Below are 22,385 nucleotides of genomic sequence, written 5' to 3'. Positions count from 1 at the left end.
ATCGGCCTCGTGACAATTTTGAATGCTGACCACTATTCTCCCCGATCAGCGCTCCGGTATGATCCGCGTTGTACCAACCCAAAGTTCCCGCGCCTCGCCGGGACCGACATTGCGTGCACGGTGCGGCAACGATGCGAGAAAATGCAACGTGTCCCCGGCCGTGAGTAGATATTTGCGGTCGCCGACCTCGTAGAGCATCTCGCCCTCGATGAGATAGAGGAAGTCTTCGCCCTCGTGGCGTGTCACATCCGAGACGTATCCGGGAGGCATGTGCGTGATACAGCTGTTTAGAAGCGCCCCGGGAAAACCGCGCTGCAATAGTTGGTACACCCGCTCTTCCGCCTCGAGAGTGTAGTTGTGGCGCTCGCTGGCATGCGAGACCACGGAGTGGGTACGCTGCGGCGCTTGCGGCAGAAAGGCCTCAACACTGGCCTCCAAACTCGAGGCGAGGTTGCAAAGCGAGATCAAGGAGGGCGTCGAAAGACCCCGCTCTACTTGACTGACAAAGCCCTCACTGAGGCCAGCCTCGCGCGCAACCTGCCGCATCGTCTTGCCGATCTCCTTGCGCCGCTCTCGAAGCGCACGCCCGAGTGAAATAGCAGGAGGAAAAAGAGAGGATCGCTCAGGGGCCTCCTGTTGCGCCTCCCTATCATTGAAGCTCATGTTGTCTTTCCGCACTGCGCCAGCCTGAGAAAACTTTAGTCTTACTAAAGCACTTGATGCAAGTAAAATAGAGCGCGCGTTGTTGATTTGGGCTGCAGGCGAGGCCCGCAAGCGGGCCTCGGTGTTTGAAACGTGAGTTGCGGGTGCGCCAACTCCCCGCATCGAACCTTCAATGCGGAGACGGTAGCGTTCGAAAATCGGATCCGAAATGAGTGCCGGGTTCGCGCAAAGCGCGGACACGAGGCTGCTCAAGCCCGAGCAACGACGCATGAGAATACACCGAAACGCCAGTCACATCTTCAGTGCGTTTACAGCATGTAGCCATGGCATGGTTTACCGAGCAGAAGGCCAAAGCCGGCGGCGGCCCAATCCCAGCTCTTGAAATAGCCGGAGCTACGCCAGGTCATGCAGCCTCTGGGCCAAGCCCCTGGTAGGCTCGAGTTTTCACGAACCCTGACTACCTGAAGGCGGCCAATTAACGTCAGCGATCTACCGGACGGTAGGTGCGGAAAAACAAGCCGGGAGGGATATCGGGGGGCCCCTTTTGGTCGAGGTTCGCAGCATTCGCGATGAAGCATCCCTCCCTCACCTGCCCGGCCACGCCAGCGTCATGCAATCCACGCGCAACTGAAAACCAAGGCTGAGCTGACCACTTCCAGATTTTACAATCGAAACCTGCACAAGCGAGCACGCCGTGGCCGAATTCCCCTTCTGGCCCTCAGAAAGGAGAGTTATAGCATCGGTCCCTTCATGGTCCAGACCGGCCTTTGGCACTGACAAAGTCCAGGGCTCAGTAGGCGACAACCGCGAAATCGACGAGGAAGGCCGGAAAATAAACTGCTGTCCAAGGCTCCCCAAGACAGTGCTGGTGGTCGATCTGGCAACCCCCAGTTTACGGGCGGTCGCGTGGATATTTGTCTCACTTGCTTGGCGCCATCTCTATGAGTTGAAATTTCTGGCGGCCGGATACAGCGCGATCGCCATCAGGGCTTTTCCTCGAGATTTTGAGAGGCGAGGATCCGGCTCCTTCGCGGGCGCCAAAACATTGATCAGGAAGGCTTTCTTCATGGCACTTCGGAACCGAAGGCGCCGTCCTCCGTTTCTCCTCCAAAATCGGCAGGAGAGACATGCAATGGCCAAGGACGACAATTTAAAGGCGGGCTTTACCGGTACTCCGGAAGAACCTCTCGCGGGCTTTCGCAAAGTTGCTCAGACAGCCACTGATGCAGTGAAGCGAGAGACAAGCGCGGTCGCTACTGCGGCAGCACAACATCCTCAAACCGCATCCACTCTGGCAGTACTTATAGGGGCCCTGGCATTCACCATCGGGTACGTATTGGGAAGCTCATCGGTCGATCGCAAGTGGGGCTACTGGCGATAAATAATCCCTGCCGTCGGCTCATCCCTGTCTCAAGCCAGGAGTTCCTATGCGCATCGCCTTCCTCGTCAACGCGATTGAAACCGAAAAGCCTTCCTATACGACAACAGCGCTGGCACTTGCCGCCCTCGCTCGCGGCCATGACGTTCGTTACATCACTCCGGGCGATTTCATTTTGAGCCCCGACGACGCATTGATGATCCGTACCGCACAGTTTGGCGATGCCCGACCCAAGAAGCCCGAAACGCTTCTCCGTGCTCTAACCGGACCTGAGCAGGAACGAACCCTCATCAACGTTGAAGAGGTGGACGTCCTGTTCTTACGGAACGATCCGGCGCTGGATGCCGATAGCCGTCCCTGGGCCGCGCATGCCGGTGCAAACTTTGGTCGGCTCGCGGCAGAAAGAGGCACGATCGTCGTCAATGACCCATGCGGCCTGGCCTTGGCTCAAGACAAGCTCTATTTCCAGGACTTCCCGGCTATCGTCCGTCCAACAACTCTGATTTCCAAGGATATTGAGGAGATCAGGTCGTTTATCGACAACCATTCAGACGGTGTGATTATCAAACCGCTCCAAGGATCGGGCGGCAAGAACGTTTTCCGGGTCGCAAGCAGCACAGAATCCAACCTCAACCAGATCATCGATGCGGTCGGCGAGGTCGGTTATCTTATCGCGCAGTCTTACCTTCCAAAAGCGTCGGATGGTGACACCAGAATGTTTCTCATGAACGGACGACCGTTAAAGCGCGGAACCGTGTACGCTGCATTCAGGCGCGTTCCCGCGAGGGGAGACGTGCGTTCCAACCTTCATGCGCGTGGGACACCAAAACGAGCGAATGTGACAAAGGAAATGTTGGCTATCGCCGAGACTCTGCGCCCGAAGCTCGTTGAAGATGGCATGTTCCTGGTCGGCCTCGACATCGTCGGCGACAAGCTGCTCGAAATAAATGTTTTCACGCCTGGGGGCCTCCAGACCATTCGTGAACTGTGCGATGTCGACTTTTGCGAGGAAATCCTCGACTCGCTGGAGAACAAAGTTTCTACCAAAAAGACCTACAACGGCGTGTTGAACAACCGCATCTTGTCGACCTATTAGCGCACACCCCTTCGAGCCAAGCATTCGCGTTTGACCACGCTCGGCTTTCCGTGTCCAAGCTCGGACGTTGGATGCTTGAGCTTGTCTGGCTAGTGATCCGGACCGCTTATCACATCAAGCCGCCGAGCGTTCGATAGACATTGAAATTGCTGCGTTTCGTGTCACAGCCCGAGCCGGGACGTCGCGCGGTTACTAAATCTCGCCACAATAGATGGGGGAACGAGGAAGGTATACCGCGCTTTTGAGAAAGGCGAGAAGCTCTTGCCTCCGATGAGCGTTGATGGGGCATTGCCCTGCCCGGTAGGGCTTCATTGAAACAGTTGATGAACCGAGGGGTGAGCGGCTTTCAAGTTTCGTCGACGCGCTCAAGTTCGAAAAAGTAGATCCGTTCGTCGCCCCTGATGGTCATCGCACCCATGACCCTACGATCATCGACTCGCCGAAAATAGTCGACGATGGGCTGGTCGTCGTAAACCATAGCCGCACTTTCTACGCCACCAAACGGCATGGTTTTCAGAGAAGCGACCGGTCCCGTTGCCCGCAGTCGCCGCTCAAGACAAGAAAACAAGTTTTGCGCCATCCGCGTCCGCCCAAATTTATGGAAGCGCAGCGCCACGCGAAGCGGTATCAGTTTCGGATCGAGGGCGGTCAGCCGATGGTCGCCGAACCGAAACAACAACGCGTCGGCGCGCATGTTGGGTGTGAACCGCTTGCCGAACCAGCCAAGATTTTCCAACACGCCGTCGAACGGATGTCCCGCCGGTACGCCGCGCCCTTTCCAAAGGCCGACGAGTGTCCGTGGCTCGATCGGAGACAAGCCTCGAAATTCGTCAAGCACTATCTGCTGTCCTCCCACCGGATGGGTCGTCGTTTTTCCTGCGTTCTTTGGCCCGCCGCTTGGATTTGGCGTCGCGCCGTGCAATCCGCAGTTCCTCAAGAGACGGCTTCCACCAGCCGCGTCTGATTTCTGCCTGATCTGCTGGCGTGCGTGCCGGCCAAGTGGTGACCAACTCTTCCAGCGAGCCCGATCGCCAGGACGCCCAGACATAATCCTCTCCAGCCTCTGCAGCAAAGTAGAACGCGCTGACCGTCGCTGGCTCCGCGAGTTCGCCGTCGGTCCTGGTGAAGAATACAACCCCGATATGTGTGGCGATCGCACGGTCGAAGGGCGGCGGATCGTCCGCGCGGACCGGATATCGCTTTCGCCGACGCTCGCTCGCCCTCGCTTTGAAGGCATGGTCTTCCTCTGTCCCCTTGATCGCTTCGCGCCTTGCGCGGCGGGTTTCCGGCTCGCTCCGCACGGCGGCTGCCTCGATCGATGGCCAGCGCTGCCGCAGTTTTTCAAATGAGCTATAGGGCACAGTCCAGAGGCGGCGATCGGCGTCCCGGCGTGCGTGCGGGATTTCGCGGACTTCATCGACGACGGTGCGGGAGAAGGATGTCCGGATCTCGAAGGTCGCTGGCGCCGCTTCAAGGTAGCGCCTTTCGATAGGCTCGAATGCAAAGGCGTCCCTTCCCTTCTCGTCGGCATATCTGTCCGCTTCAGCCTCCAATTCGCCAGCCAGCGGCCGATGCGCTTCTCGGCCATGCACCCGGGCACAAACCAGGCATTAAGTGTGTCGCTCCACCCGGCGCGCGGAAACGCCTTCCGAAACCGCTCTACCGTCGTCCGGTCATGCGGTAGTTCGGTCGTTGTCCCCTCGCGCGGAGGCGGTTCGACTGTTTCCTTTGTTGCTTCGTCCATATGACATCGCCTGGAATCTTCGTTGCGAGCTCACGCTGAGGGTTGCCCTTTTCCGAGGCGCCTGATCGCCTGCTCAAGTGGCCGTTCGCCATCACAATAGTCATGCCAAGCGGAGGTTCTGGCAAGCAGCCGCGGGACGCTGCGAACCGTGAATCGCTTCGGATTGAGATCGGACTTCACCTGCGCCCACGTCAGCGGCATCGAAACGGTTGCGCCGGGTCGTGCCCGCGGCGAAAGCGGCGCCACGGCGGTGGCCATGCGATCGTTGCGAAGATAATCAAGAAAAATCCGGCCGCCTCTTAGGCGCTTGGTCATCTTGATAAGATAGAGATCCGGATTGTCGCTGGCCATCTGCTGGCAGACGTCATGTGCGAAACCTTTCGCTTCTGCCCAAGCCAGCGGTTTGCGTTTGTTCGCCTTGAGCGGGGTCACGACATGCAGCCCCTTGCCGCCCGTCGTCTTGCAAAAACTGACAAGCCCGAATTCGTCAAGGCGCTCGCGCATTTCCCGCGCCGCCGCCACTACCCTTGCAAAGGGCACGTCGGGACCCGGATCAAGGTCAAACACCAGCCGGCCAGGCACTTCCGGTTTGCCGGGCATGCAATTCCACGGATGCAGTTCTACGCCGCCGATCTGGGCGATCGCCGCGAGCCCCTCGATCCGATCGATCTGCAGATAAGGCTTCTTGTCTCCGAAGATCTTTACCAGTTCGAGTAGATTAGAGGTGCCGGGCATGGCATGGCGCTGGAAGAACTGATCTCCGCCTATCCCGTCCGGCGCCCGGATGATAGAGCACGGCCGGCCTTTGATATGCTCGATAAGCCAGACGCCGACGGCTTCGTGATAACGCGCCAACTCTTCCTTGGTTACAGGTTCACCGTCTCCGGCATCCGGCCAGAGGGGCTTGTCCGGACTGGAGATAAGCACGCCCATGACCTCCGCCTTGGCGGCTTTGCGGTGGGCAGGTTTTTGTTTGGCCAACGCGGCAGGTTCAGCAGCGTCAATCTGGGTGGGGGAAGCCGGCTTTTCGGTCTCAACTTCTTTCGCCGGCTTGTCCTCACGTAGCCCCTTAAAGGCTGCCTGTCTGACCAGACCGTCCGCGGTCCACCCTTCGAATTCGATTTCGGCGACAAGCGCCGGCTTGAGCCATACGACTTCGGCTTGCTTTTTTGGAGCACCTTCACCGACGAATGGCGATCGGGTGGTCTCGAGCGCCTTCAGTTTCGGAAGCAGCATTTCGATTTTCCTGGCACCGTAGCCGGTTCCGACACGGCCGACATAGACGAAGTGATGGCCACGGTAGACGCCAACCAGGAGTGAGCGGAACTTGCCGTTGGTCTTGGCGTACCCGCCGATCACGACCTCATGGCCAGCCCGGCATTTCGACTTCGCCCAGGTGTCGGTGCGGCCCGATTGATAGGGTGCGTCAACCTGCTTGGAGATGACACCCTCCAGATGCAGCTTGCAGGCGGACCGCAGCACCGCCTCGCCACCCGACTCGAAATGTTCAACATAACGGATACGGGGATCGTCGCTCGCTTGTGCAAGCAGTTTTTTCAGACGGTGCTTGCGCTCGACCAGCCTCATCGACCGCAAGTCCTCGCCGCCACCGAACAGCAGGTCGAATGCGAAGTAGACCAGATTGCCGGTTTTGCCTTCCGACAGGGCGGCCTGGAGTGCGGCGAAATTCGGCGCGCCACTCTCGTCAAGCGCACAGATCTCGCCATCGATGATGCAATCGGGCAGGTTGGAAGCGCCTCTTGCGAGTTCAGGGTATTTCGCGGTCCAGTCTAACCCCTTTCGTGTCTTAAGCGTCACCGCTCCATCTGCCACGCGCATCTGAATCCTGTAGCCGTCGAACTTGATCTCATGCAGCCAGCCATTGCCAGCGGGCGGCCGAGCAAGCTTGTCGCAAAGCTGCGGATCGACAAATTCTGGCAGATCGACAGCGGTAGAGGTTGGGGCACCCGTGCGCGATCGCTTCTTGCGCTGGGTCGCCGCGAGCCCTTGCTTGCTGTCCCAGACGGCATCTGCCTTGGCATCCGCATTCGCGATCATGAACGGTCGCGGACTGCGGCCTTTGCCCTCTGCGATTTGCTGCATGCTGCGGCCCGAGGCGATCGAGGTTTCGTTCTCCTCCAGGATAGCCGAGCCGTTCGCCTCAACCGCATGGTCATCATGGTGCTTGATCAAAAGCCAATTCGTCCGCCTGCCGCCGTCGCGCTCGTTGCGCATCCTGACGAGGACGAAGCTGCCATGCAGGCGTTTGCCTTGAACGCTGAATTTGAACTCACCCTTCCTCAACGCTTCACCCGGGGACGTATTGCCCTCCGGCTCCCAATAGCCGCGGTCCCATAGCATCACTGTGCCGCCGCCATATTGACCTTGGGGAATGGTGCCTTCGAAGTCGCCGTAGTCGAGCGGATGATCCTCGACTTCAACGGCCAGCCGCTTGTCATGCGGATCAAGCGACGGCCCCTTGGTCACCGCCCATGACTTGAAGACACCATCAAGTTCGAGCCTGAGGTCATAATGAAGCCGACTCGCATCGTGCTTTTGAATCACGAACCGTCGCCGGTTCGACGGCTTGACGTTTGCCTCGCCGCTCGGTTCGCGTGTCTTTTGAAAATCGCGCTTTGCCCGGTATTTCGAGAGATTGTCGGCCATATGTCTTGCGGAGCCTTCCATAGCAGGAGGTGCGGCGCTGCCAGTCTCCTGATTTTTATATCAACGCAACGAGAACGCCTTCGACGGCTGGAAGTTTCGTGAATACGCGGTCGCGAACCGGGAGAAACACACTGGGCGACGCAAATCACGCACGTTGCGACGTCGTCTAGTTCGCAAGCGCTTTCAGAATCCGAACGACTTAAGGGGCATCTTTTATTACGGAGGCTTATCGTGACCTCACGTCAACCCAATGCTTCGCGGGATGATCGAAGGATCGATTTTTGCGGTGCCTTTGCTCGCGGTGACGAGCCGCGCATTTTCTAGAGCGACAGGGATTGATCACATTCGGGCCTCGGCACCTTGACGACGCCGTTGGCCACCATCGCGCCACGGAGCGGAGCGAACAAGGCCCGGCCACCAAGCACACCAAAAAGCAGGAAAATGACGGCCCAGCCGAATTGCGACAGCTGGCGGCGGATCGTTCCCGTCTTGGCCATCACTCGAGAGATCATCAAGTGCACGGCTCAATCGTATCCCCAACGATCGCGATGTAGGGTGGCAGGCTTGCACCGCTGTCCAAGCTCACGCTACCGTCAACGATGTGCAACACATCTCCATCCACATCGCTGGTGCCCGCGTTGATGAGCTAGACGGGGTCGACATCGGGGCGAGGTTGATGATCTGATGATCGATTGCGTCTCGGTCACGTCCCAATGGATCGCTGTGGCCGCGGGCTGATGGTTTCTGCAACCATCGATGACCTGGTTCTCGGCATGCTGGAAAAAGATCCAACAAGCCGAGCTGACGAAGGGGCTATGGACGCGGCACGACAGCAGAATCCCCCGCAAGGCATAGAGGATGGCGAGCCGTCGCAGGGCCCGGGAAGATGGATTGCGGCGCCGCTGCACCACGCTAAGAATTCGACCATAAGACTGATTAAGGTTTCCCGTCTGCATAGTTAAAACCGATCCTGAGGGAGAGCGCGACAGCGGCCGGCAGAGCGCCGCCGCGCGGTGTCGTAGTCTGGCCAATCGCTCCGACGAGCTTGGAATTATAGTTGGAATTATAGATGGTGTGGAACATAACTGATGAATGCCGGTTCCCTTCGCGTTGAAAAGGAGCCGAACAATGAGCGATCCGAAAGATAAAAAGGGCAGCGGCGAACCGATGCCGAAGCCGATCTCAAAACCACGGCCGCCAGAAATGGATCTGGAGCCAATTCCGTTGCCGGACTTGTCCGGAGCCTCCCAAGATACCGACGAACCGTCGTCTCAGCGCCGAGTTCAGCCCGTTCCTAGCCGTGATGAGGCCAACATTGAACCCGACGAAGCCCTGCCGGACGATACAGAGGAGGAGATCCTCGAAGATGATCCCGAGCGTGAAAATTCAAGGTTCGACGAAGAGGTTCCCAGAAGTAGCCGCTAGCAGTTTCGACGTCACGCTCTGCGCACTGCCCCCGGTGTGTGGCGCGCCCCTACACGCAGCGATGCACGATCTAGATCGTCCGGCCATCGCAAGAATTTGCTGTCTGCGAATCTCCTAATCTCGGAGGCTCGCAGGCAAAGACCAGCTATTTCCGGCGTTTAATAACGGTCGTCGAACTGCCACGCAGGTAGTCCTCGAACTGCTACGATTCACCGTGCTGCGTTCGCATTCTGATAGCCATTCGCCTCCCCTAGGAGCATACTTCCGCCCATCGCCGTGCGAAGAATAGGGCTCCGGCGCCTGGAAGATCATAAGAGCTTTCGCCCCAACTGGAGGAGATTGCGCTATGGCGGGTCAATCCGGGTATGTCCTTCCTGATGATTTTATCGTTATTTGCACGGCCTTGGAAAATGTCGTCAACGCGCGGAACATCGACCGTCGAAGTGAAGAAGGCGAGTGTCTGGCGCGGCATGCCCTTGACCTGTTCATGAGCGGCACACGAAGATCGTGGGAGCTCGAGCTCCGTCTCACGGAGACTTGCCGCGCTCTGGAGTATTCGCCGCTGCCGAGCGGCAAGACGGAAGTTCAGGACTTTCTACCCGAGTTAGCGGCGTGGGCGCGTAGCCTGACTGCCTCACCAAGGGCAGCAACTGCACTGTCAGAACAAACACTTGAGTACGCAATCGGGCACGTCGATGATTTCCGCAAAAGTTCTGACGTGAGAGGCTGGCTTATAGGTTTGATGCTGGAGCTTCGCTTCGGCCGAAGCTCGGGTCGGTACAAAGTCTAAACCAGCGTGGTAGCCAACCAGGGCCTCGCTTGCAATGGGAGAAGGTGGAGCGCCAAATTGACATGAAGGTTATCCCGAAGCGGAACCGCCGGGCCCAAGTCGGGCGTTGCGGCTTCTTAATCGCCGATCTTCAATATCGTTGGCGAAAATGATGCACAACGTTTCCTAACTACGAGTAATTCCGATGATCACTGTCAAACTTCCCACAGTAAGAAGAGCCAGGAAAATACCCCTCTACAGCCGCGTTCAGGACTGCCACGCCGGGCCAGGTTGCATCGAGACTGAGCATGACAGGTCGCCAACGGCAGTTGCGTCGGCCGAAATGCACTGATTTGATTTTCCAACGGTTTTTGACCTTTTGCCCTCCTCTCGATGCAGGAATTACCAGCAGGATTTTACCGCGTGTCATCCCTATAGTCGGCACAGCGGACGAGCGCACGTTGATGCAGACAGCGAGGAGAATGCCGTTGCAAAACGCCCCACGCAAGGAAGTCGAGTGCGGCGCATTGCTCCTCAGCGGGCTCGCGATAAGCGTCCTCCGCTCCAGCCGCAGCTTTATATCTTCATATCTTACCGATTAGCTCCCTAAATGTGATCGAATAGCGCAACCGATCAACCGGCGGGATTGAATGCTCCCAGACCGTTCTTGCGATGCCAGAAAGCAAATAGATTGATCCGGGCTCGACGATTATTGAGACCCGCTCCCAACTATCGTCGATCCGCCGCCGAAGGCGGAAGGTGCAGGGCGATAGGAGTGAGATGCCCACGACCACGCCGAATACAGCCTTATCGCGGTGCCAGCCGATCGGCGCGCCGATACCGTATTCGCTGATCAGGGCTTGCTGCAATCGGTCGGACGAAAGGCCGGCGAATTCGGCCGAAAGCTCTCGCAACGGAAGCAGGAAGCTGGGTAGGTCGTCTGCTTTCCTTACCGCGGCTGTATCGAAATCATATTTCCAGCCGAATGAAACCACGCGCCGCTTACCTTCGAAGCCATGGAAGTCGAATGCTTTGAACAGCAGCTTGGGGATCTCGCGTAAAAGCTCATCCTGCATATCCTGTGGGACGGCGTCTCGGCGATACCTAAAACCTTCGGGCAGACTTGATGGCAGGTCACCGAACAGATCACCCTGCATTGGCTACCTCCTTTCGCTGGGATGGACCACGGGCTTTCGCCAGTATCTGCGCGAGAGTTGTGGGGCGAAGAGCACGTGGATCGACACCGACATCAAACCGGCGCAGCATCGGCTTTAGCTTCGCGTGCGAATGACCGTTGAGATTGATCGATCGCTTGCCCATCTGGTTCCAGCTGCGAAATGGATAGTGGCAGAGGATTAAAAGTTCACCTGTGGCGTTCAATCCTACGTAGTGCTCGGCGCTTGCCCCCTCCGTTCGCGAACGTGGTTTCAGCGGGATCATTGTTGCCAATGATAAGTTGCTTTCTACCGTTGAGCTGGGACAGGAGCTGCTGGGCAAGGGCGGTTCGCCTCCCTGCGAAATCTCCAAGATGCCAAACAACATCTTCTGGCGAAACTATCTTGTCCCAGTTCGAAACCAGAGCCGTATCGTGGTCCTGAATATTTGCAAATGGGTGGCGGTCGATGCGCAGCACGCGAGAATTGCCAAAAGGCGTATGGCTCGTGAAGTAGATCATCGCATCAATCGCCACCCGTACAGACGTGCGCTCCACTGAGCGAAGCCTTTCGCCCGCCCGAGGTGGAATTGAGAGTTGTCTCGCACCCTCACGATAAGGGCGTGTGTGGGTTGGACCTGGCTGCCGCTCGGCCGCATGATCGTGCCAGGTAAGGCGGAGGTGTTGCTCACGGAGCCGACACCCTCACCTGTCCATCTGTCGGTAGTCACATTGCGATGCCTTCTTGTCCGGGCGCCATCGAAGAAGCTTGGTGCCATGCCTGAAACGACGACCCGTCACATGGTCGAAACGGACCTCAACGACAAGTTCCGGCCGGAGAGGCTCCCAATTTTTCGAGCGCTTCGTGCTCCATCGACTTGGCCCGCCCGGCGCCTTGCCAGTAAATCCCGATCCTCCTCGCAATGCTTCTAACCTCGACGTCAGTTCGGGCCTTTCCTTGTCGCTGATTGTCGACGTGAAACCTACGTGGTCAAGCTCACCCTTCTCGTTGTAGAGGCCGAGCAGCAGAGAGCCAACCAGTTCGCTGTCGATCTCATATCGGAAGCCCGCTACGACGCAGTCGGCCGTGCGCAGCCGCTTCACTTTGACCATCGCCCGCTCGCCGGGCATGTATCGTCCGTCCACCCGTTTGCAAACGACACCATCGGTGTCGCCCCCAGAGGCTGACAGCCAATCGGCGGCCTGGGCGATATCGCGCGTGGTGGGCGATAGCATGAGGCGATCGCGGTTTGTTGCGTCTTGTGCAAAGTCCTCAAGCGCCGCGCGGCGTTCAAGCAAATCCTTGTCAAGAATGGGCGTTCCATCCGGATTCACCAACATATCGAAAACCACGAGCCTTGCGGGGGTTTCGAGTGATAGCTTTTGGACGCGGCTCTTGGCGGGATGCAACCTCATTTGTAAAGCGTCGAACGAGAGGCTTCCATCAATCTCGATCACCAGTTCACCATCAATAACGAACCGTTGCACCGACAGTTCGGACAGAAAGGCGACCACCTCCGGAAAGTACCTTGCAAGAGACTTTCCCGACTTTGCTCTTAGATCTACGTTGCTACCGCGCTTGAATGCCAGGCAACGGAAACCATCCCATTTTGGTTCGTATTGCCAACCTTCCTCGCCCGGTAATTCGGCCGCTGGCCTTGCTTCCATCGGCTCTACTTTGAGCGAGAGGCCAAATTCTACATCCACCTTGGTCATTCACGCCGCCTTCACAGCCAATCCGCCAAAGTCTGAAAGAGTTGCCCACTCATTGAGTTGGCTCCGTTCCTCCCGCAGCCAACCCCACATCCGATCGAAAGTTCCAGAGGATCTGGGTGCCCGGTTCACCTGCTTCCTGCCAGGCCGGAGGAGCGAATCCGATGCGCGAAAATTTGGGTCACCAGAGGCCAACCGGATCACCGGTCGGCTCGCGAGCATTATGCGCTCTCACCTTTGCTGATACGGCTTTGGCCGAGCGAGCGTTCACACCTGTGTCGGCTTTATGTTGCCCACCGAAACCTCTCCCGAGAGAACACCCCTGGACAAATCGGTCCGACCTCTCTCCAGTTCCACGACCGAATAGAGCTTTTCCGATCGGAATGCGCTGGCGGATGATGTGCTGACATCCTCTGCGGGTGCCGCATCTATTTCCATGAAGTCCAGTTCTCGCCCCGCTGCGACGATGCGTGCATCACCCGCCGTGCGGGCGGCGACGACGACTTCCCCGTGTGATGGCGAATTTCCCCACCGTGGGTCGGTTGGCGTGGTGTTCGGTACCAATCTGTAAATGTTCAATGTTTCGGCGGCGGCACCTTTGGCTCTAACGTCGGCGTCTTCGATCTGCGCCTTGCTCTCCATCGACTTTCCAAAGGTCGTTTCACTACCGCGCTCGCCGGGAGAGCGCTTTCCGATTTTTGTAGCCTCTCGCATTCTCGTGCTCCAGATTTGCAGGGAACAAGTGAGTAACGCCTCCGCCGGCGAAGACGTTCCGCTTAGTCGACGACGCCGGGGGCTTCCGCCGATTAACGGCTGGCGGTTCTGCAAGATCAGATCGCCTAGTGGTCCCTCCCTGGAGGGTCCATGGGAGAGTGCGCGACCTGCGCGAGAGCCCCCCGCCTGTGCGCTTGAAGGTACCAGGAGACTCCCTCGCCTAGCCCGCGCGCAGCCCACTTTTAGCGAGCGCAGTCAAGAGCATGTCTGGGTGGCACGGCTTGAGAAGTAAAATGCCTTTGCTGAAGATCGCGGCTGCGTCTTCCGTCAGGTCGGCCGATTGCCCAGAATAGACAACGAACGGTACAGCTCTTTCCACCAGGGTCTTAGCCACTGACGTGCACACACCGTCTCTCACCTGTGGGTCGAGGATTCCTACCTCAGGCGTGTTTAGCTCGAGCCAGCCGTTGGCATCTGTGCATGAACTGAACACGCGGATCTCATCAAATCCTGCCTCGGCTAGAATTTCCTCGAGATCGAGCGCAATTATCGGTTCATCTTCCATCACAAGGGCACAACTCCCCGGCGTCACGAATATTCTCCAGCATATGTGTCTGCAGCGGCAGGCACGGAACCCGCTGTTTTAATTAGGGTGTGATCGTTGTTCGCCAACGCACGCCTGCCAACCTTCAAAGGCCATCTCGCGTATACCCTTGTGAAGATATGAACGATGGCTGCCCCGTGTAGGGGTCGGCAATCTGAGGAGATGAGGAAACCCAATGCCAAATCAAACGTTAGGCAGGCAGAGCTCAAAGGAGGAAAAGTTGATCAGCCCGAAGCCTCAACATTCATCATTGGACGGCTGCCTAAATTGGTCAAAATTTGCATGGAGCGACAGAGCCGCCATTCTCACGACTGGCCTGGAGGCATAAATGGATCAAGATGCATACAACTGGATCAGCCGACGAGCCCACGAGATATGGCAGCAGGAAGGATGTCCCGACGGACGGGATCGCGAGCATTGGAACCAAGCAGTCTCCGAGCGAGACCTGCTTTCCAAAACAGAAACGACCGGCTCAATGCCACCGATAGAAACTGTTCTGGTGGTTGAGGACGACCCTCTTATTCGCTTCGCGACGGTTGACGCACTGGAGGGAGTGGGCCTCAGGGTGTTGGAGGCTGGCAGTGCCGACGAAGCCATGGCCTTATTGCAGAGTGCTGAAATTGATGCGCTCTTCACAGACATTAACATGCCGGGTTCGGTTGACGGGCTCGTCCTTGTCCAGCGGGTTCGAGCGACTGCTCCGCAAACCAGGGTGATCGTGACCTCAGGACACGTGATGCTCGGCGCCTTCGATCTTGCCAGCGGCGTCTCCTTTCTTCCCAAGCCCTATTCTTACGAGGCGCTAATAAAGATGCTGATTTATTGACGACATCTTGCGTCGACGGTCTCGTGCAGGAGACTTTATTCGGGCCCTACGCAGCATTGAATGGACTGAGACCCATTCCCGCCAGATGACGCCCCTATGTTCGAGATCGGCCTGATCGAGACCAAAGTGATCCAGCAAAAGTCGGAGATTTCGGCGATTTTCCTTTGATAGCCGCTCTCACCTATTTTTTTCTTTGAATGGATCGATGCCAACAACGCCTCCGTTTTCAGGCCTCAGGATGGCTCATGTAGCCGACCCCGGTCTTGATCGCGTAGCGCTCAGTCTTTCTCCTGCCCATGCCTCGACCCGGGTCGAACTCCGATATCACATACGGTCTGCGGAACATTTGCCGAGGCATTAGGTTTTTCCAGCCAGCAATTGGTCAAAGGAGGCTAGGACCATGGCATACATTTCATCCCCGAGGACAGGAAAAGGCACTGCGGAGCGGGTGGCCGACTGTTACCAATGCCTCTCATCGACCCTTTCGGCACAGGCGCGAAGTGGCCCCGCTCAAGACATCGATGTCGACTTCATGACCGACGCTGTCGAAGCGGGATGGGACGAAGATGAGGTAAGCGAGATTTTAGAGAAGATTCGCCGTGAGGCCATTGCCAACGTCGTATCGGAAGACCAAATCTCGAAGTCCGCGGAACTGCCAGATGGCGATGCAGGCGACGCGGCCCAGCGACAAGGCGCTGAATCGGCGCAAGGTCTACGGGAGAGTGCGGAAAATGAAGAGCGTCGAGTCGAAAACCAGAAAGGGAGTCCGCTCGCCAAAGGGGAAGAGCGTTTCGATGAACGATCTCGGAGTTCTGACGGCAGGAGCGCGGGCGAAAAACAAAACCCTGGAGACTTATAAGCTCTCGCCGTGCAGGCCATAACGGCGACCCGGTACGCGGCGCGAGGTCCTGTTACGGCCTGAGATTGTTAATCATCGCCTTGTCCTGGTCTGTTTCCTCGCTTTGACTGGAATTGACCAATGGACGGCCACCTTCGGGGTTAACAGGATGGCCACTGACGTACCGCATCTCTTGAGGACTGGCGTTCCCGCGACCAAGGAGATCTTACTCTTGAATGCATTCGAATAGGTGGCTCCACGGAACAACGACGTGATATTTCGCGCCACCACAGGCTTTCTTCAAAAGCCGATTTGCTTGCGAGGACCGCGGTTAGAGGATAGAGGCGCATCGAGTTGGAATTTGAGACGATTCCGCCTAAAAGCGTTATCAAGCTACTATGAATAGATTCGCGGAAACCGAAATCGCATTGATCGATCGTCTACGCTCCCGCGATATCGGCGTTCCGTTGACCGCGGCAGGATTTACGCAGGATGAAATCATGGAGGTCTTGTATGCACTCGAACAGGACAGGTTCATCGTGCTGTTGCCCGGCAACCGACTGATGGTTCTTAAGGATCTGCCCCAAGTCTAGTGTATGCGTTTTTTCCCAGGCAATCGGCAGCCATTTTTACTCGACGACCCCCACCCTCGATCGGCAGACCGGTACTGCGGCAACTGCGATAAGCAGCGCATGGCGCCCATGCCGCATTTGGCGCTGACTTCTTCTCGCCGGGAACCGACGACCCATGTGACGGCGCTCGATCAGGCGATCGTGGATCAAGGAGAACCTCGCAAAAAGGCCCCACCTCCGCCGGGTGCGTTGATGGGGCCCTACCTTGATCCGGAGGGATCTGGATCATTGGCATTTTGAAACGAACAGATCATTCGAAAGTTCCCGCGGACATCAAAGAATTAGAGCCGCAGGAGGGACGGGGCTCTTCCGTTTCTACTCGACATACTGGCCCCGTTGTCGCTTTTTGGGTCCCAATTTTTCCATTGTATTTGTTGTCCGTCGATAATCTGATGTTGCGAACGGTTTACGGCCGGGTTCTCGTGGCCCTCCTCCTCACCGATCCAACAAACACGAAACAACAGACCTGAAACCGAGCTTCCTCACCGCCCCTCGACGCGCTTAGTCTCCTGAAAGCCAAGGCTCTCAAGTGGCAGATCATTGCAGTGGAATGCAAGGCATGTAGATTGGATGCGCGCATGCTTCCCGCTTTCCAGACTTCGGCGTTTAAGCAGCATGGCGCCGTCTCGCGCCGTGTCAGACGCACCGCCGCGCTCGGCGACTCTCATAGCGGCGGGCGGTTATAAGATCTTGGCAAAAAATTATAACACTGATAGGCGCGCATAGCTGTTATAAGTTTTTGGCACAAACCAGATGAGCGACCACGACCTTGGACAAAGAAGCGCGTCAGAAGGATAAAATCCCAAAATTCGACATCGGCGCTCGCGTTTAGTTTTTGGCAGGCTGCCTGTTGGAAGGGTGGTTCGTGACCATATCCGACTGTCACTGACGACGGGGCGACGCTTGGTTCCTGGACTTCAAGGAGGCCCCCCAACTTGGCAAGGCGGCACTCGCCCACGGGGGCATTACCGTGCTTGCGAACAGGGAGGGTCGCTGATGAAAAAGGAGGGGCAATGGCCGTCAAAAAGATCTCGGCGTGCCGCGCTTGCCGATCCTTCTGCGCTGGTTGTCGCTACGGCGTTATACTTGCCCGCTCAGCATGGAGAAGGAATTTTTCGCAACAAAAGGGACGCAAACCTAGCCAGGCCTTACTGATTTCCACCTCTCGGGAACTTTCGAGCCGATATCAAGCTTTAGGGTGAGGAAGGCTGGAGGTGATCCATGACGAACTTCGACAACATTCCCGTCGCAGATTTTGCTGCGCGACTTGCGGCTATGACAAAGGACGAGGTCTTTACTGTCATGAGTGATCTGGAAGCTGCAAGCGAATGTGTTGAAGGCGGGGAACGCGATGCGGTGCTGGCGCGCATTGCCCTGACCGGAGAAGAAATTGCAAAGCGATTTCCGGGTCAGTTGCTTGCACCATATCGCGAGTGGAAAAAACGCAACCGCTGAAATGGCCACTTAAAGCATCGCTCTGACAGGAGACCTTGGAAACAGCCCCGCACAACCGCAAGCTTCGGTTTCCTATGGGCGAAGCCCCCTCGAGTCCAGGTCTCAGCGACAACTGGCCTCTCTGCCCAACCCGTCGACGTGCTGATTGTTGGCGGACTAAGCAATGTCAATCATGGCCCAAAGCCGCCGCGGGGAGAGTACTCGGCCCTCGCGACAGGTCAATTACACAAAGTCTTTCCAGTTGGTGTTCGCAGTATCAGGCGCACGCGCGCCCGTCGATCGCAGATGCTCTCATTCTGCAGATCGCGGCCTCCGGCGCCGCGCAGCAGGCGATGCAGTTCGTCGATCGCCAACACGGCCGTCGTCGGGTCGTTGATCGCCTTTGAAAGCGACTTGGTCGCGTTGCTTCGGCCTGATGACGTCCTAAAGCTGACAGCGGCAGTTCCCTTTGGTCGCGCCGCAGGGGCTTATCAGATCAGCCGCCATTCATCTCGCGTAGTCTTGTGACAAACTGTTGGGGTCTCAGCCAGATACCAGGTGTCTTATATCCCATGGAGCGGGCAATATCGGCCACGAAAGCGTTGCAGTTATAGAGCGACGCGTGCCAGAAGTGGGCTTTGGCTTTGAGCTTTCGGATTTTGGCGACGACGTCGCGGTATTGCGCTTCAGTCAACATGACGCGCCAGCTCGCGGACCTGTATTGCTCCTCAAGATCACCGTCGCTTGCGCCCGTTTCTGCAGGTACCGGCAAAAGATGCCCCAGCACGTAGGGAGCGGTGTCGCTTGTTGCTGGAGCCAGTCCCGCGACTTCCGGATTGACCATTGCTCCGGACTCGTTCAGGCGGCCAAAGACCACATAGGTATGACCGTAACTGAGCGCATAACGGGAGCGGAATTCGATGAAATAGCCCTGATCGCGTTGTTGCGCTGGACTGCCTGCAATGGTTGAGACATAGCGTGGCTGCGGGCTTTTGTCTTGCGATTGACACGCGGTAACCGCCAGGGCGGTTATGACGGCGAACGGAATGCGACCTAGTGAGAGCGTCATTACTGCGCCATATCTCCTGAATTCAGATGAGCGCTTGAAGCGGCCATCTTGAGCGGCTTGCCACCGCAGCCGCGATCAGACAGGGCGGGGAGGACCGTGAGGCCCTCCCCGAACCAAGGTCAGCCACTATTTGTAAACGGGCGCAGGTTCCGCTGCCACTGGTGGCGGCGCTTTACCCTTACCTTTGCCGATTGTTCCGCAAGCCGAGAGGCTAGCAACGGAAAGCAACGCAACTGTTACGATTAGAATTCTGCTCATCAATATTTCCTTCCCTCTGTGATCGGAATGGGTATTCGAAGGCAACATCCCTGGCGACAAAGTCCCAATTAGTCCTAATTCAGAAAAAGCACACCCGTGAGTCGGATTATAGTTATCAAAGCACAAATATATTCCGAAGTATGCCTCTCCTATTCTATTCCCTTTTGGAAATAGATTCTTGATCAAATGATCAATACCTGCGTTCCAACCGGAGTTCGCGCGTAAAGATCAACGATATCGTCGTTTGTAAGCCGGATGCAGCCGTTGGAAACGGCGTGTCCGATTGTCCAGGGTGCGTTGGTGCCGTGCAGACGGAACTTGGTGTCCTGCCCGTTGCGATAAAGATATAGAGCGGACGCCCCCAACGGGTTGTGAGGGCCGCCGGAAACGCCCCCGGCGTATTGCGCCAGTTCCGGTTTGCGACGGATCATGCTTGCCGTCGGCGTCCATGCTGGCCACTCGGCCTTTCGCCCGACAACGGCGCGGCCCTTGAGCGTCAGGCCCTCCTCGCCGACACCGATGCCATAGCGCATCGCCCATCCGCCCTCTTCGATGGCGTAGAGGTAGCGTTGGTTGGTGTCGACAAGAATTGTGCCGGCTGGCTCATTGCCGTCGAAGCGAACATGTTGTTTTCGATAGCGCGGATCGACGCCGGGGATGCCGGCATACAGGGAGGGAAAGGAAATGCGCTGCCAGTTTGAACTGCACCCGGCCAATAGGCTAAGGCTGCCAACGAGGAGGAACCTCCGTGTAATGCGGTGATTGTCCATTCTTACCTGCTGAGAAAAATGGTACGCCCCGAATCGTCCGTTAGACTTACAACACTTACCCACCAAGCTGCAATAAACTTCGGGCTTCTTGCCTGCATTCCCCGCGAATTGGGCGGAAAGCGCTGTATATTCCAAAAGAGGGCCTAGATGCACTGCGTGAATCGGGTCTAAAGTTAGCGCCATTCTTATGCGTTGCTGTGCTGGTCCGGTTGGAAGATCGGGTCTTCGGGTGCATTTCATAGAATGACTTGCGAAGACGGCGCGTTCGCGGAACGGCAAAGTTAGGAATGAACACATATGGATCTAGACTTCGCAGGCAAGGTCGCGCTTGTGACGGGCGCGGGTTCCGGAATTGGTGCGGCAGTGTGTCACCAGCTCGCTGCCGAGGGCGCCGAAGTCGTCGCTGCGGATGTTGATGCGAATGCCGTGCGCCTGGTCGCCGACGAAATCCGTTCGAGCGGAGGCAAGGCCCATGATATCGCGGCCAATGTCGCCGATCCGGCCGCGGTGGAACAGCTGGTATCGTTTGCCGTGAAGGCCTGTGGAGGCCTGCATCTTGCTGTCAACAATGCCGGCGTCCACGGGATCCGCCGGCCGATTGCCGACTATCCGCTTGAGAACTGGCACGCACTCATGGATGTGAACCTGCACGGCGTTTTTTACTGCATGAAGTATGAGATTGCAGCGATGGCAGCGCAGGGCGGCGGCGCGATCGTAAACACTGCGTCCATTCTGGGCGCCGTCGCACTCCCGACCGCTGCCGCTTACACCGCCGCCAAGCATGCAGTGGTCGGCCTGACCAAGGCAGCTGCGATCGAGTACGCTCGAACGGGGATCCGCATCAATGCAGTCGCCCCTGGCTGGATCGACACGCCGCTCACTTCAGAAAGTGTCGATGTGGCAAGCAGCAGGCGCATAATGTCTCTGCAGCCAATGGGACGGCGCGGCACGCCGGATGAGGTGGCTGCCTTGATCTGTTTTCTGTTGTCCGAGCAAGCGAGTTTCATCACAGGAAGCGTTCACCTTGTCGATGGCGCCTACACGGCGCACTGAGAAAGTCGCTCCGGTCAGCCATGCAAAATGCGGTCTCCACTCGCCAAAACATGGTTCCCACATCAGTCCTCATTCGTCAAAAAATGTCACCCATTTGCGCGAGATTCGCCCGAAATAGATCGGCAATCACATCTGACGCATTACGTTGCCATAGGGTGTCAACGATGGAAGTTGAAAAGACGGAGCATACGTTGGGTGATCAGGCAGACCATAGCCGACTGCCTGCGGGACGTTCGACGGTTAGCGATCAGCCGGGTTATGGAAGGTTCTGTACCCCAGTATTCGTGTCACGCGACGACGTATCACAAGCCGGTCAGGGCCACCGCCCGGGCCATTGTTGTTCGTTGCTGTGCAATCCGTTCCCTTCTGCTAAAATCCCCGCGTCTCGGCACGCATAAATGAACGCCTCACGCGCGATCGCAACGGGCGTAATCCGTTTGAGTGCTCGGCGGCATGTCTGAACTGCCCTGCCGTATTTCCTACCTCGGTAAACAAGCTGCTCACCTTCGAGGAGTTCGAGCACATCATTAACAGAACCAAAGACCCGTCGCGTTCCATCCTTCATACGAACCACGACCGGCGCCATCAACAGCAGCTGGGTGTCAAGCATGGGGGTCCTCCCTAAGTGACCGAGCCGGACGACAAAGTTGCTATGCAACACGGCCAGGTCCAGATCCAACAGCGGCTCTCGTTGGCACGAATGCCATGCCAGGGTGAACGCTCATCGCTGAGGCAAGGATGTGATGTTTTTCGGCAAAGGCGACAAAGAGCCCACGGACAGTCTCTGGTTCAACTTCGCCCCGCAAACCAGCAAGGCATGCCTTGAGCGCCATGCAGTGAGCTGCATCTCTCGAAAAGGCTGGCCAGTCAACAAGCTGACGATAGGCATCCATCACCGACCAGACGTCGACCGGGACCCCAAGACCGACAAGAATGCGAACTGGCTGTTGGAACATATCGGATTTCATCGCTCGCTCCTTTCCACCCGAATTGCTCGCTGGGCGCGGCTAACCCGGCGCCCAGCACCCCGAAATTGGTCACGCAGCATTCGGGGCCTCGATTTCCCTCCGAGCCTGCGCCTGTCCGAGAGTGGAAGCACTTTGGATCGTTATTCTTCGCGGCTTCATTTCCTCGGGGATCTCGCGCACCAAATCAATTTCCAGAAGCCCATTGTTCAAATTAGCCCCACGTACTTTGACGTGGTCAGCAAGTTCGAACCGGTGCTCAAACGGCCGCCCGGCGATCCCGCGGTGCAGATAGCCCTCCGAAGACGCATCCTGCTTCTTACCCAGCGCGGTGAGGAGGTTAGACTGAAATGTGATCTCTAGATCGTCTTGCGTGAAACCGGCGACAGCAATCGAAATCCGGTAGCTATCCGCACCGGTCTTGGCGATGTCATAGGGCGGCCAGTCGCTGACAGAGCGCCCCCGCTGGGCGTTTTCCAGCAGATTGAAAACCCGGTCGAAACCTACGGTCGAACGGAAAAGAGGCGCGTAATCATGAGTCGTTGTCATAGCCATCTCCTCCTTGAGCAACATGGGTATGAAAGCGCCGAAAGCGACGCTTCCAGCAAGTCCAG

General features: G+C 57.3%; 25 protein-coding genes and 1 pseudogene. 8 read left to right on the top strand and 18 right to left on the bottom strand.

Annotated features, from left to right (window positions below; genetic code table 11):
* Nucleotides 1–45 precede the first annotated feature (45 nt).
* Nucleotides 46–663 carry a helix-turn-helix domain-containing protein gene (locus LAC81_RS35955; protein WP_223730954.1) on the bottom strand — a complete coding sequence of 206 codons (618 nt, stop codon included), beginning with the start codon at nucleotides 661–663 and terminating at the stop codon, nucleotides 46–48.
* A 939-nt stretch (nucleotides 664–1,602) separates the two neighbouring features.
* The gene (locus LAC81_RS38365) at nucleotides 1,603–1,731 is read right to left on the bottom strand and encodes a hypothetical protein (protein ID WP_268906885.1); all 129 of its coding nucleotides are present in this window, start codon (nucleotides 1,729–1,731) and stop codon (nucleotides 1,603–1,605) included.
* Nucleotides 1,732–1,795: 64 nt separating this feature from the next.
* On the opposite strand from LAC81_RS38365, the gene LAC81_RS35950 reads away from it, so the two are divergent.
* Both LAC81_RS35950 and LAC81_RS35945 read left to right on the top strand, forming a co-directional pair.
* Nucleotides 1,796–2,044: a hypothetical protein gene (locus LAC81_RS35950; RefSeq protein WP_223730953.1), complete on the top strand. Its 249-nt coding sequence runs from the start codon at nucleotides 1,796–1,798 to the stop codon at nucleotides 2,042–2,044.
* Nucleotides 2,045–2,090: 46 nt separating this feature from the next.
* Entirely contained in the window at nucleotides 2,091–3,137 is a 1,047-nt protein-coding gene (locus LAC81_RS35945) for a glutathione synthetase (protein ID WP_223730952.1), read from the top strand.
* Between the two features lie 346 nt (nucleotides 3,138–3,483).
* Here LAC81_RS35945 and LAC81_RS35940 read toward each other — a convergent pair whose 3' ends face one another.
* The 4 genes and pseudogenes from LAC81_RS35940 to LAC81_RS35925 all read right to left on the bottom strand — a co-directional run bounded on the left by LAC81_RS35940 (nucleotide 3,484) and on the right by LAC81_RS35925 (nucleotide 8,045).
* Complete coding sequence (locus LAC81_RS35940) at nucleotides 3,484–3,993, bottom strand: DUF4334 domain-containing protein (RefSeq protein ID WP_223730951.1); 510 nt, start codon at nucleotides 3,991–3,993, stop codon at nucleotides 3,484–3,486.
* Nucleotides 3,968–4,881: pseudogene (locus tag LAC81_RS35935) on the bottom strand (hypothetical protein). Before LAC81_RS35935 ends, LAC81_RS35940 begins: the two are co-directional and overlap by 26 nt.
* 30 nt (nucleotides 4,882–4,911) lie before the next feature.
* Nucleotides 4,912–7,548 (bottom strand): DNA ligase D, encoded by a 2,637-nt coding sequence (gene ligD / locus LAC81_RS35930; protein ID WP_223730950.1) that lies wholly within the window; start codon nucleotides 7,546–7,548, stop codon nucleotides 4,912–4,914.
* A gap of 320 nt (nucleotides 7,549–7,868) precedes the next feature.
* The gene (locus tag LAC81_RS35925) at nucleotides 7,869–8,045 is read right to left on the bottom strand and encodes a hypothetical protein (protein ID WP_223730949.1); all 177 of its coding nucleotides are present in this window, start codon (nucleotides 8,043–8,045) and stop codon (nucleotides 7,869–7,871) included.
* A gap of 631 nt (nucleotides 8,046–8,676) precedes the next feature.
* On the opposite strand from LAC81_RS35925, the gene LAC81_RS35920 reads away from it, so the two are divergent.
* Both LAC81_RS35920 and LAC81_RS35915 read left to right on the top strand, forming a co-directional pair.
* Nucleotides 8,677–8,973, top strand: a complete 297-nt coding sequence (locus LAC81_RS35920) for a hypothetical protein (protein WP_223730948.1) — start codon at nucleotides 8,677–8,679, stop codon at nucleotides 8,971–8,973.
* A 346-nt stretch (nucleotides 8,974–9,319) separates the two neighbouring features.
* Nucleotides 9,320–9,763 carry a hypothetical protein gene (locus LAC81_RS35915; RefSeq protein ID WP_223730947.1) on the top strand — a complete coding sequence of 148 codons (444 nt, stop codon included), beginning with the start codon at nucleotides 9,320–9,322 and terminating at the stop codon, nucleotides 9,761–9,763.
* Between the two features lie 563 nt (nucleotides 9,764–10,326).
* On the opposite strand, the gene LAC81_RS35910 is transcribed toward LAC81_RS35915, so the two are convergent.
* From LAC81_RS35910 to LAC81_RS35890, 5 genes are all read right to left on the bottom strand, one after another.
* A complete protein-coding gene (locus LAC81_RS35910; RefSeq protein WP_223730946.1) occupies nucleotides 10,327–10,899 on the bottom strand; it encodes an alpha-ketoglutarate-dependent dioxygenase AlkB in 573 nt (190 codons plus the stop codon).
* Between the two features lie 206 nt (nucleotides 10,900–11,105).
* Nucleotides 11,106–11,417 (bottom strand): hypothetical protein, encoded by a 312-nt coding sequence (locus LAC81_RS38665; RefSeq protein ID WP_419195928.1) that lies wholly within the window; start codon nucleotides 11,415–11,417, stop codon nucleotides 11,106–11,108.
* Nucleotides 11,418–11,600: 183 nt separating this feature from the next.
* A complete protein-coding gene (locus LAC81_RS35900) occupies nucleotides 11,601–12,611 on the bottom strand; it encodes an ATP-dependent DNA ligase (RefSeq protein ID WP_223730945.1) in 1,011 nt (336 codons plus the stop codon).
* Between the two features lie 264 nt (nucleotides 12,612–12,875).
* Nucleotides 12,876–13,322, bottom strand: a complete 447-nt coding sequence (locus LAC81_RS35895) for a hypothetical protein (RefSeq protein ID WP_223730944.1) — start codon at nucleotides 13,320–13,322, stop codon at nucleotides 12,876–12,878.
* A 220-nt stretch (nucleotides 13,323–13,542) separates the two neighbouring features.
* Nucleotides 13,543–13,887, bottom strand: coding sequence for a response regulator (locus LAC81_RS35890; protein ID WP_223730943.1), 345 nt, complete (start codon nucleotides 13,885–13,887; stop codon nucleotides 13,543–13,545).
* Nucleotides 13,888–14,254: 367 nt separating this feature from the next.
* On the opposite strand from LAC81_RS35890, the gene LAC81_RS35885 reads away from it, so the two are divergent.
* From LAC81_RS35885 to LAC81_RS35875, 3 genes are all read left to right on the top strand, one after another.
* Nucleotides 14,255–14,752 carry a response regulator gene (locus tag LAC81_RS35885; protein WP_223730942.1) on the top strand — a complete coding sequence of 166 codons (498 nt, stop codon included), beginning with the start codon at nucleotides 14,255–14,257 and terminating at the stop codon, nucleotides 14,750–14,752.
* Between the two features lie 652 nt (nucleotides 14,753–15,404).
* Nucleotides 15,405–15,611: a hypothetical protein gene (locus LAC81_RS35880; protein WP_223731044.1), complete on the top strand. Its 207-nt coding sequence runs from the start codon at nucleotides 15,405–15,407 to the stop codon at nucleotides 15,609–15,611.
* A gap of 1,832 nt (nucleotides 15,612–17,443) precedes the next feature.
* Nucleotides 17,444–17,677, top strand: a complete 234-nt coding sequence (locus tag LAC81_RS35875; protein ID WP_223730941.1) for a hypothetical protein — start codon at nucleotides 17,444–17,446, stop codon at nucleotides 17,675–17,677.
* 218 nt (nucleotides 17,678–17,895) lie between these two features.
* Here LAC81_RS35875 and LAC81_RS35870 read toward each other — a convergent pair whose 3' ends face one another.
* The 4 genes from LAC81_RS35870 to LAC81_RS35855 form a co-directional block, all read right to left on the bottom strand.
* Nucleotides 17,896–18,033: a hypothetical protein gene (locus LAC81_RS35870; RefSeq protein WP_328717964.1), complete on the bottom strand. Its 138-nt coding sequence runs from the start codon at nucleotides 18,031–18,033 to the stop codon at nucleotides 17,896–17,898.
* 119 nt (nucleotides 18,034–18,152) lie between these two features.
* Nucleotides 18,153–18,725, bottom strand: coding sequence for a hypothetical protein (locus tag LAC81_RS35865; protein ID WP_223730508.1), 573 nt, complete (start codon nucleotides 18,723–18,725; stop codon nucleotides 18,153–18,155).
* A 126-nt stretch (nucleotides 18,726–18,851) separates the two neighbouring features.
* Complete coding sequence (locus tag LAC81_RS35860) at nucleotides 18,852–18,983, bottom strand: ABC transporter (RefSeq protein ID WP_113540252.1); 132 nt, start codon at nucleotides 18,981–18,983, stop codon at nucleotides 18,852–18,854.
* Between the two features lie 182 nt (nucleotides 18,984–19,165).
* Nucleotides 19,166–19,753 carry a L,D-transpeptidase gene (locus LAC81_RS35855; RefSeq protein ID WP_223730940.1) on the bottom strand — a complete coding sequence of 196 codons (588 nt, stop codon included), beginning with the start codon at nucleotides 19,751–19,753 and terminating at the stop codon, nucleotides 19,166–19,168.
* A 297-nt stretch (nucleotides 19,754–20,050) separates the two neighbouring features.
* Here LAC81_RS35855 and LAC81_RS35850 point away from each other — a divergent pair, with 297 nt between their 5' ends.
* Entirely contained in the window at nucleotides 20,051–20,806 is a 756-nt protein-coding gene (locus tag LAC81_RS35850; protein WP_223730939.1) for an SDR family NAD(P)-dependent oxidoreductase, read from the top strand.
* Nucleotides 20,807–21,119: 313 nt separating this feature from the next.
* Here LAC81_RS35850 and LAC81_RS35845 read toward each other — a convergent pair whose 3' ends face one another.
* The 3 genes from LAC81_RS35845 to LAC81_RS35835 all read right to left on the bottom strand — a co-directional run bounded on the left by LAC81_RS35845 (nucleotide 21,120) and on the right by LAC81_RS35835 (nucleotide 22,320).
* Nucleotides 21,120–21,416: a DUF982 domain-containing protein gene (locus tag LAC81_RS35845; protein ID WP_223730938.1), complete on the bottom strand. Its 297-nt coding sequence runs from the start codon at nucleotides 21,414–21,416 to the stop codon at nucleotides 21,120–21,122.
* 40 nt (nucleotides 21,417–21,456) lie between these two features.
* Nucleotides 21,457–21,774, bottom strand: coding sequence for a DUF982 domain-containing protein (locus LAC81_RS35840; protein WP_223730937.1), 318 nt, complete (start codon nucleotides 21,772–21,774; stop codon nucleotides 21,457–21,459).
* Between the two features lie 69 nt (nucleotides 21,775–21,843).
* The gene (locus LAC81_RS35835) at nucleotides 21,844–22,320 is read right to left on the bottom strand and encodes an Hsp20 family protein (protein WP_223730936.1); all 477 of its coding nucleotides are present in this window, start codon (nucleotides 22,318–22,320) and stop codon (nucleotides 21,844–21,846) included.
* Between the last annotated feature and the right edge of the window lie 65 nt (nucleotides 22,321–22,385).

Origin of the sequence: Ensifer adhaerens (genome assembly GCF_020035535.1) — a bacterium.
In the GTDB taxonomy this organism is placed as follows: Bacteria; Pseudomonadota; Alphaproteobacteria; order Rhizobiales; family Rhizobiaceae; genus Ensifer.
The sequence above is the reverse complement of the archived record's forward strand: the minus strand, read 5'-3'. Positions and strand labels throughout refer to the sequence as shown.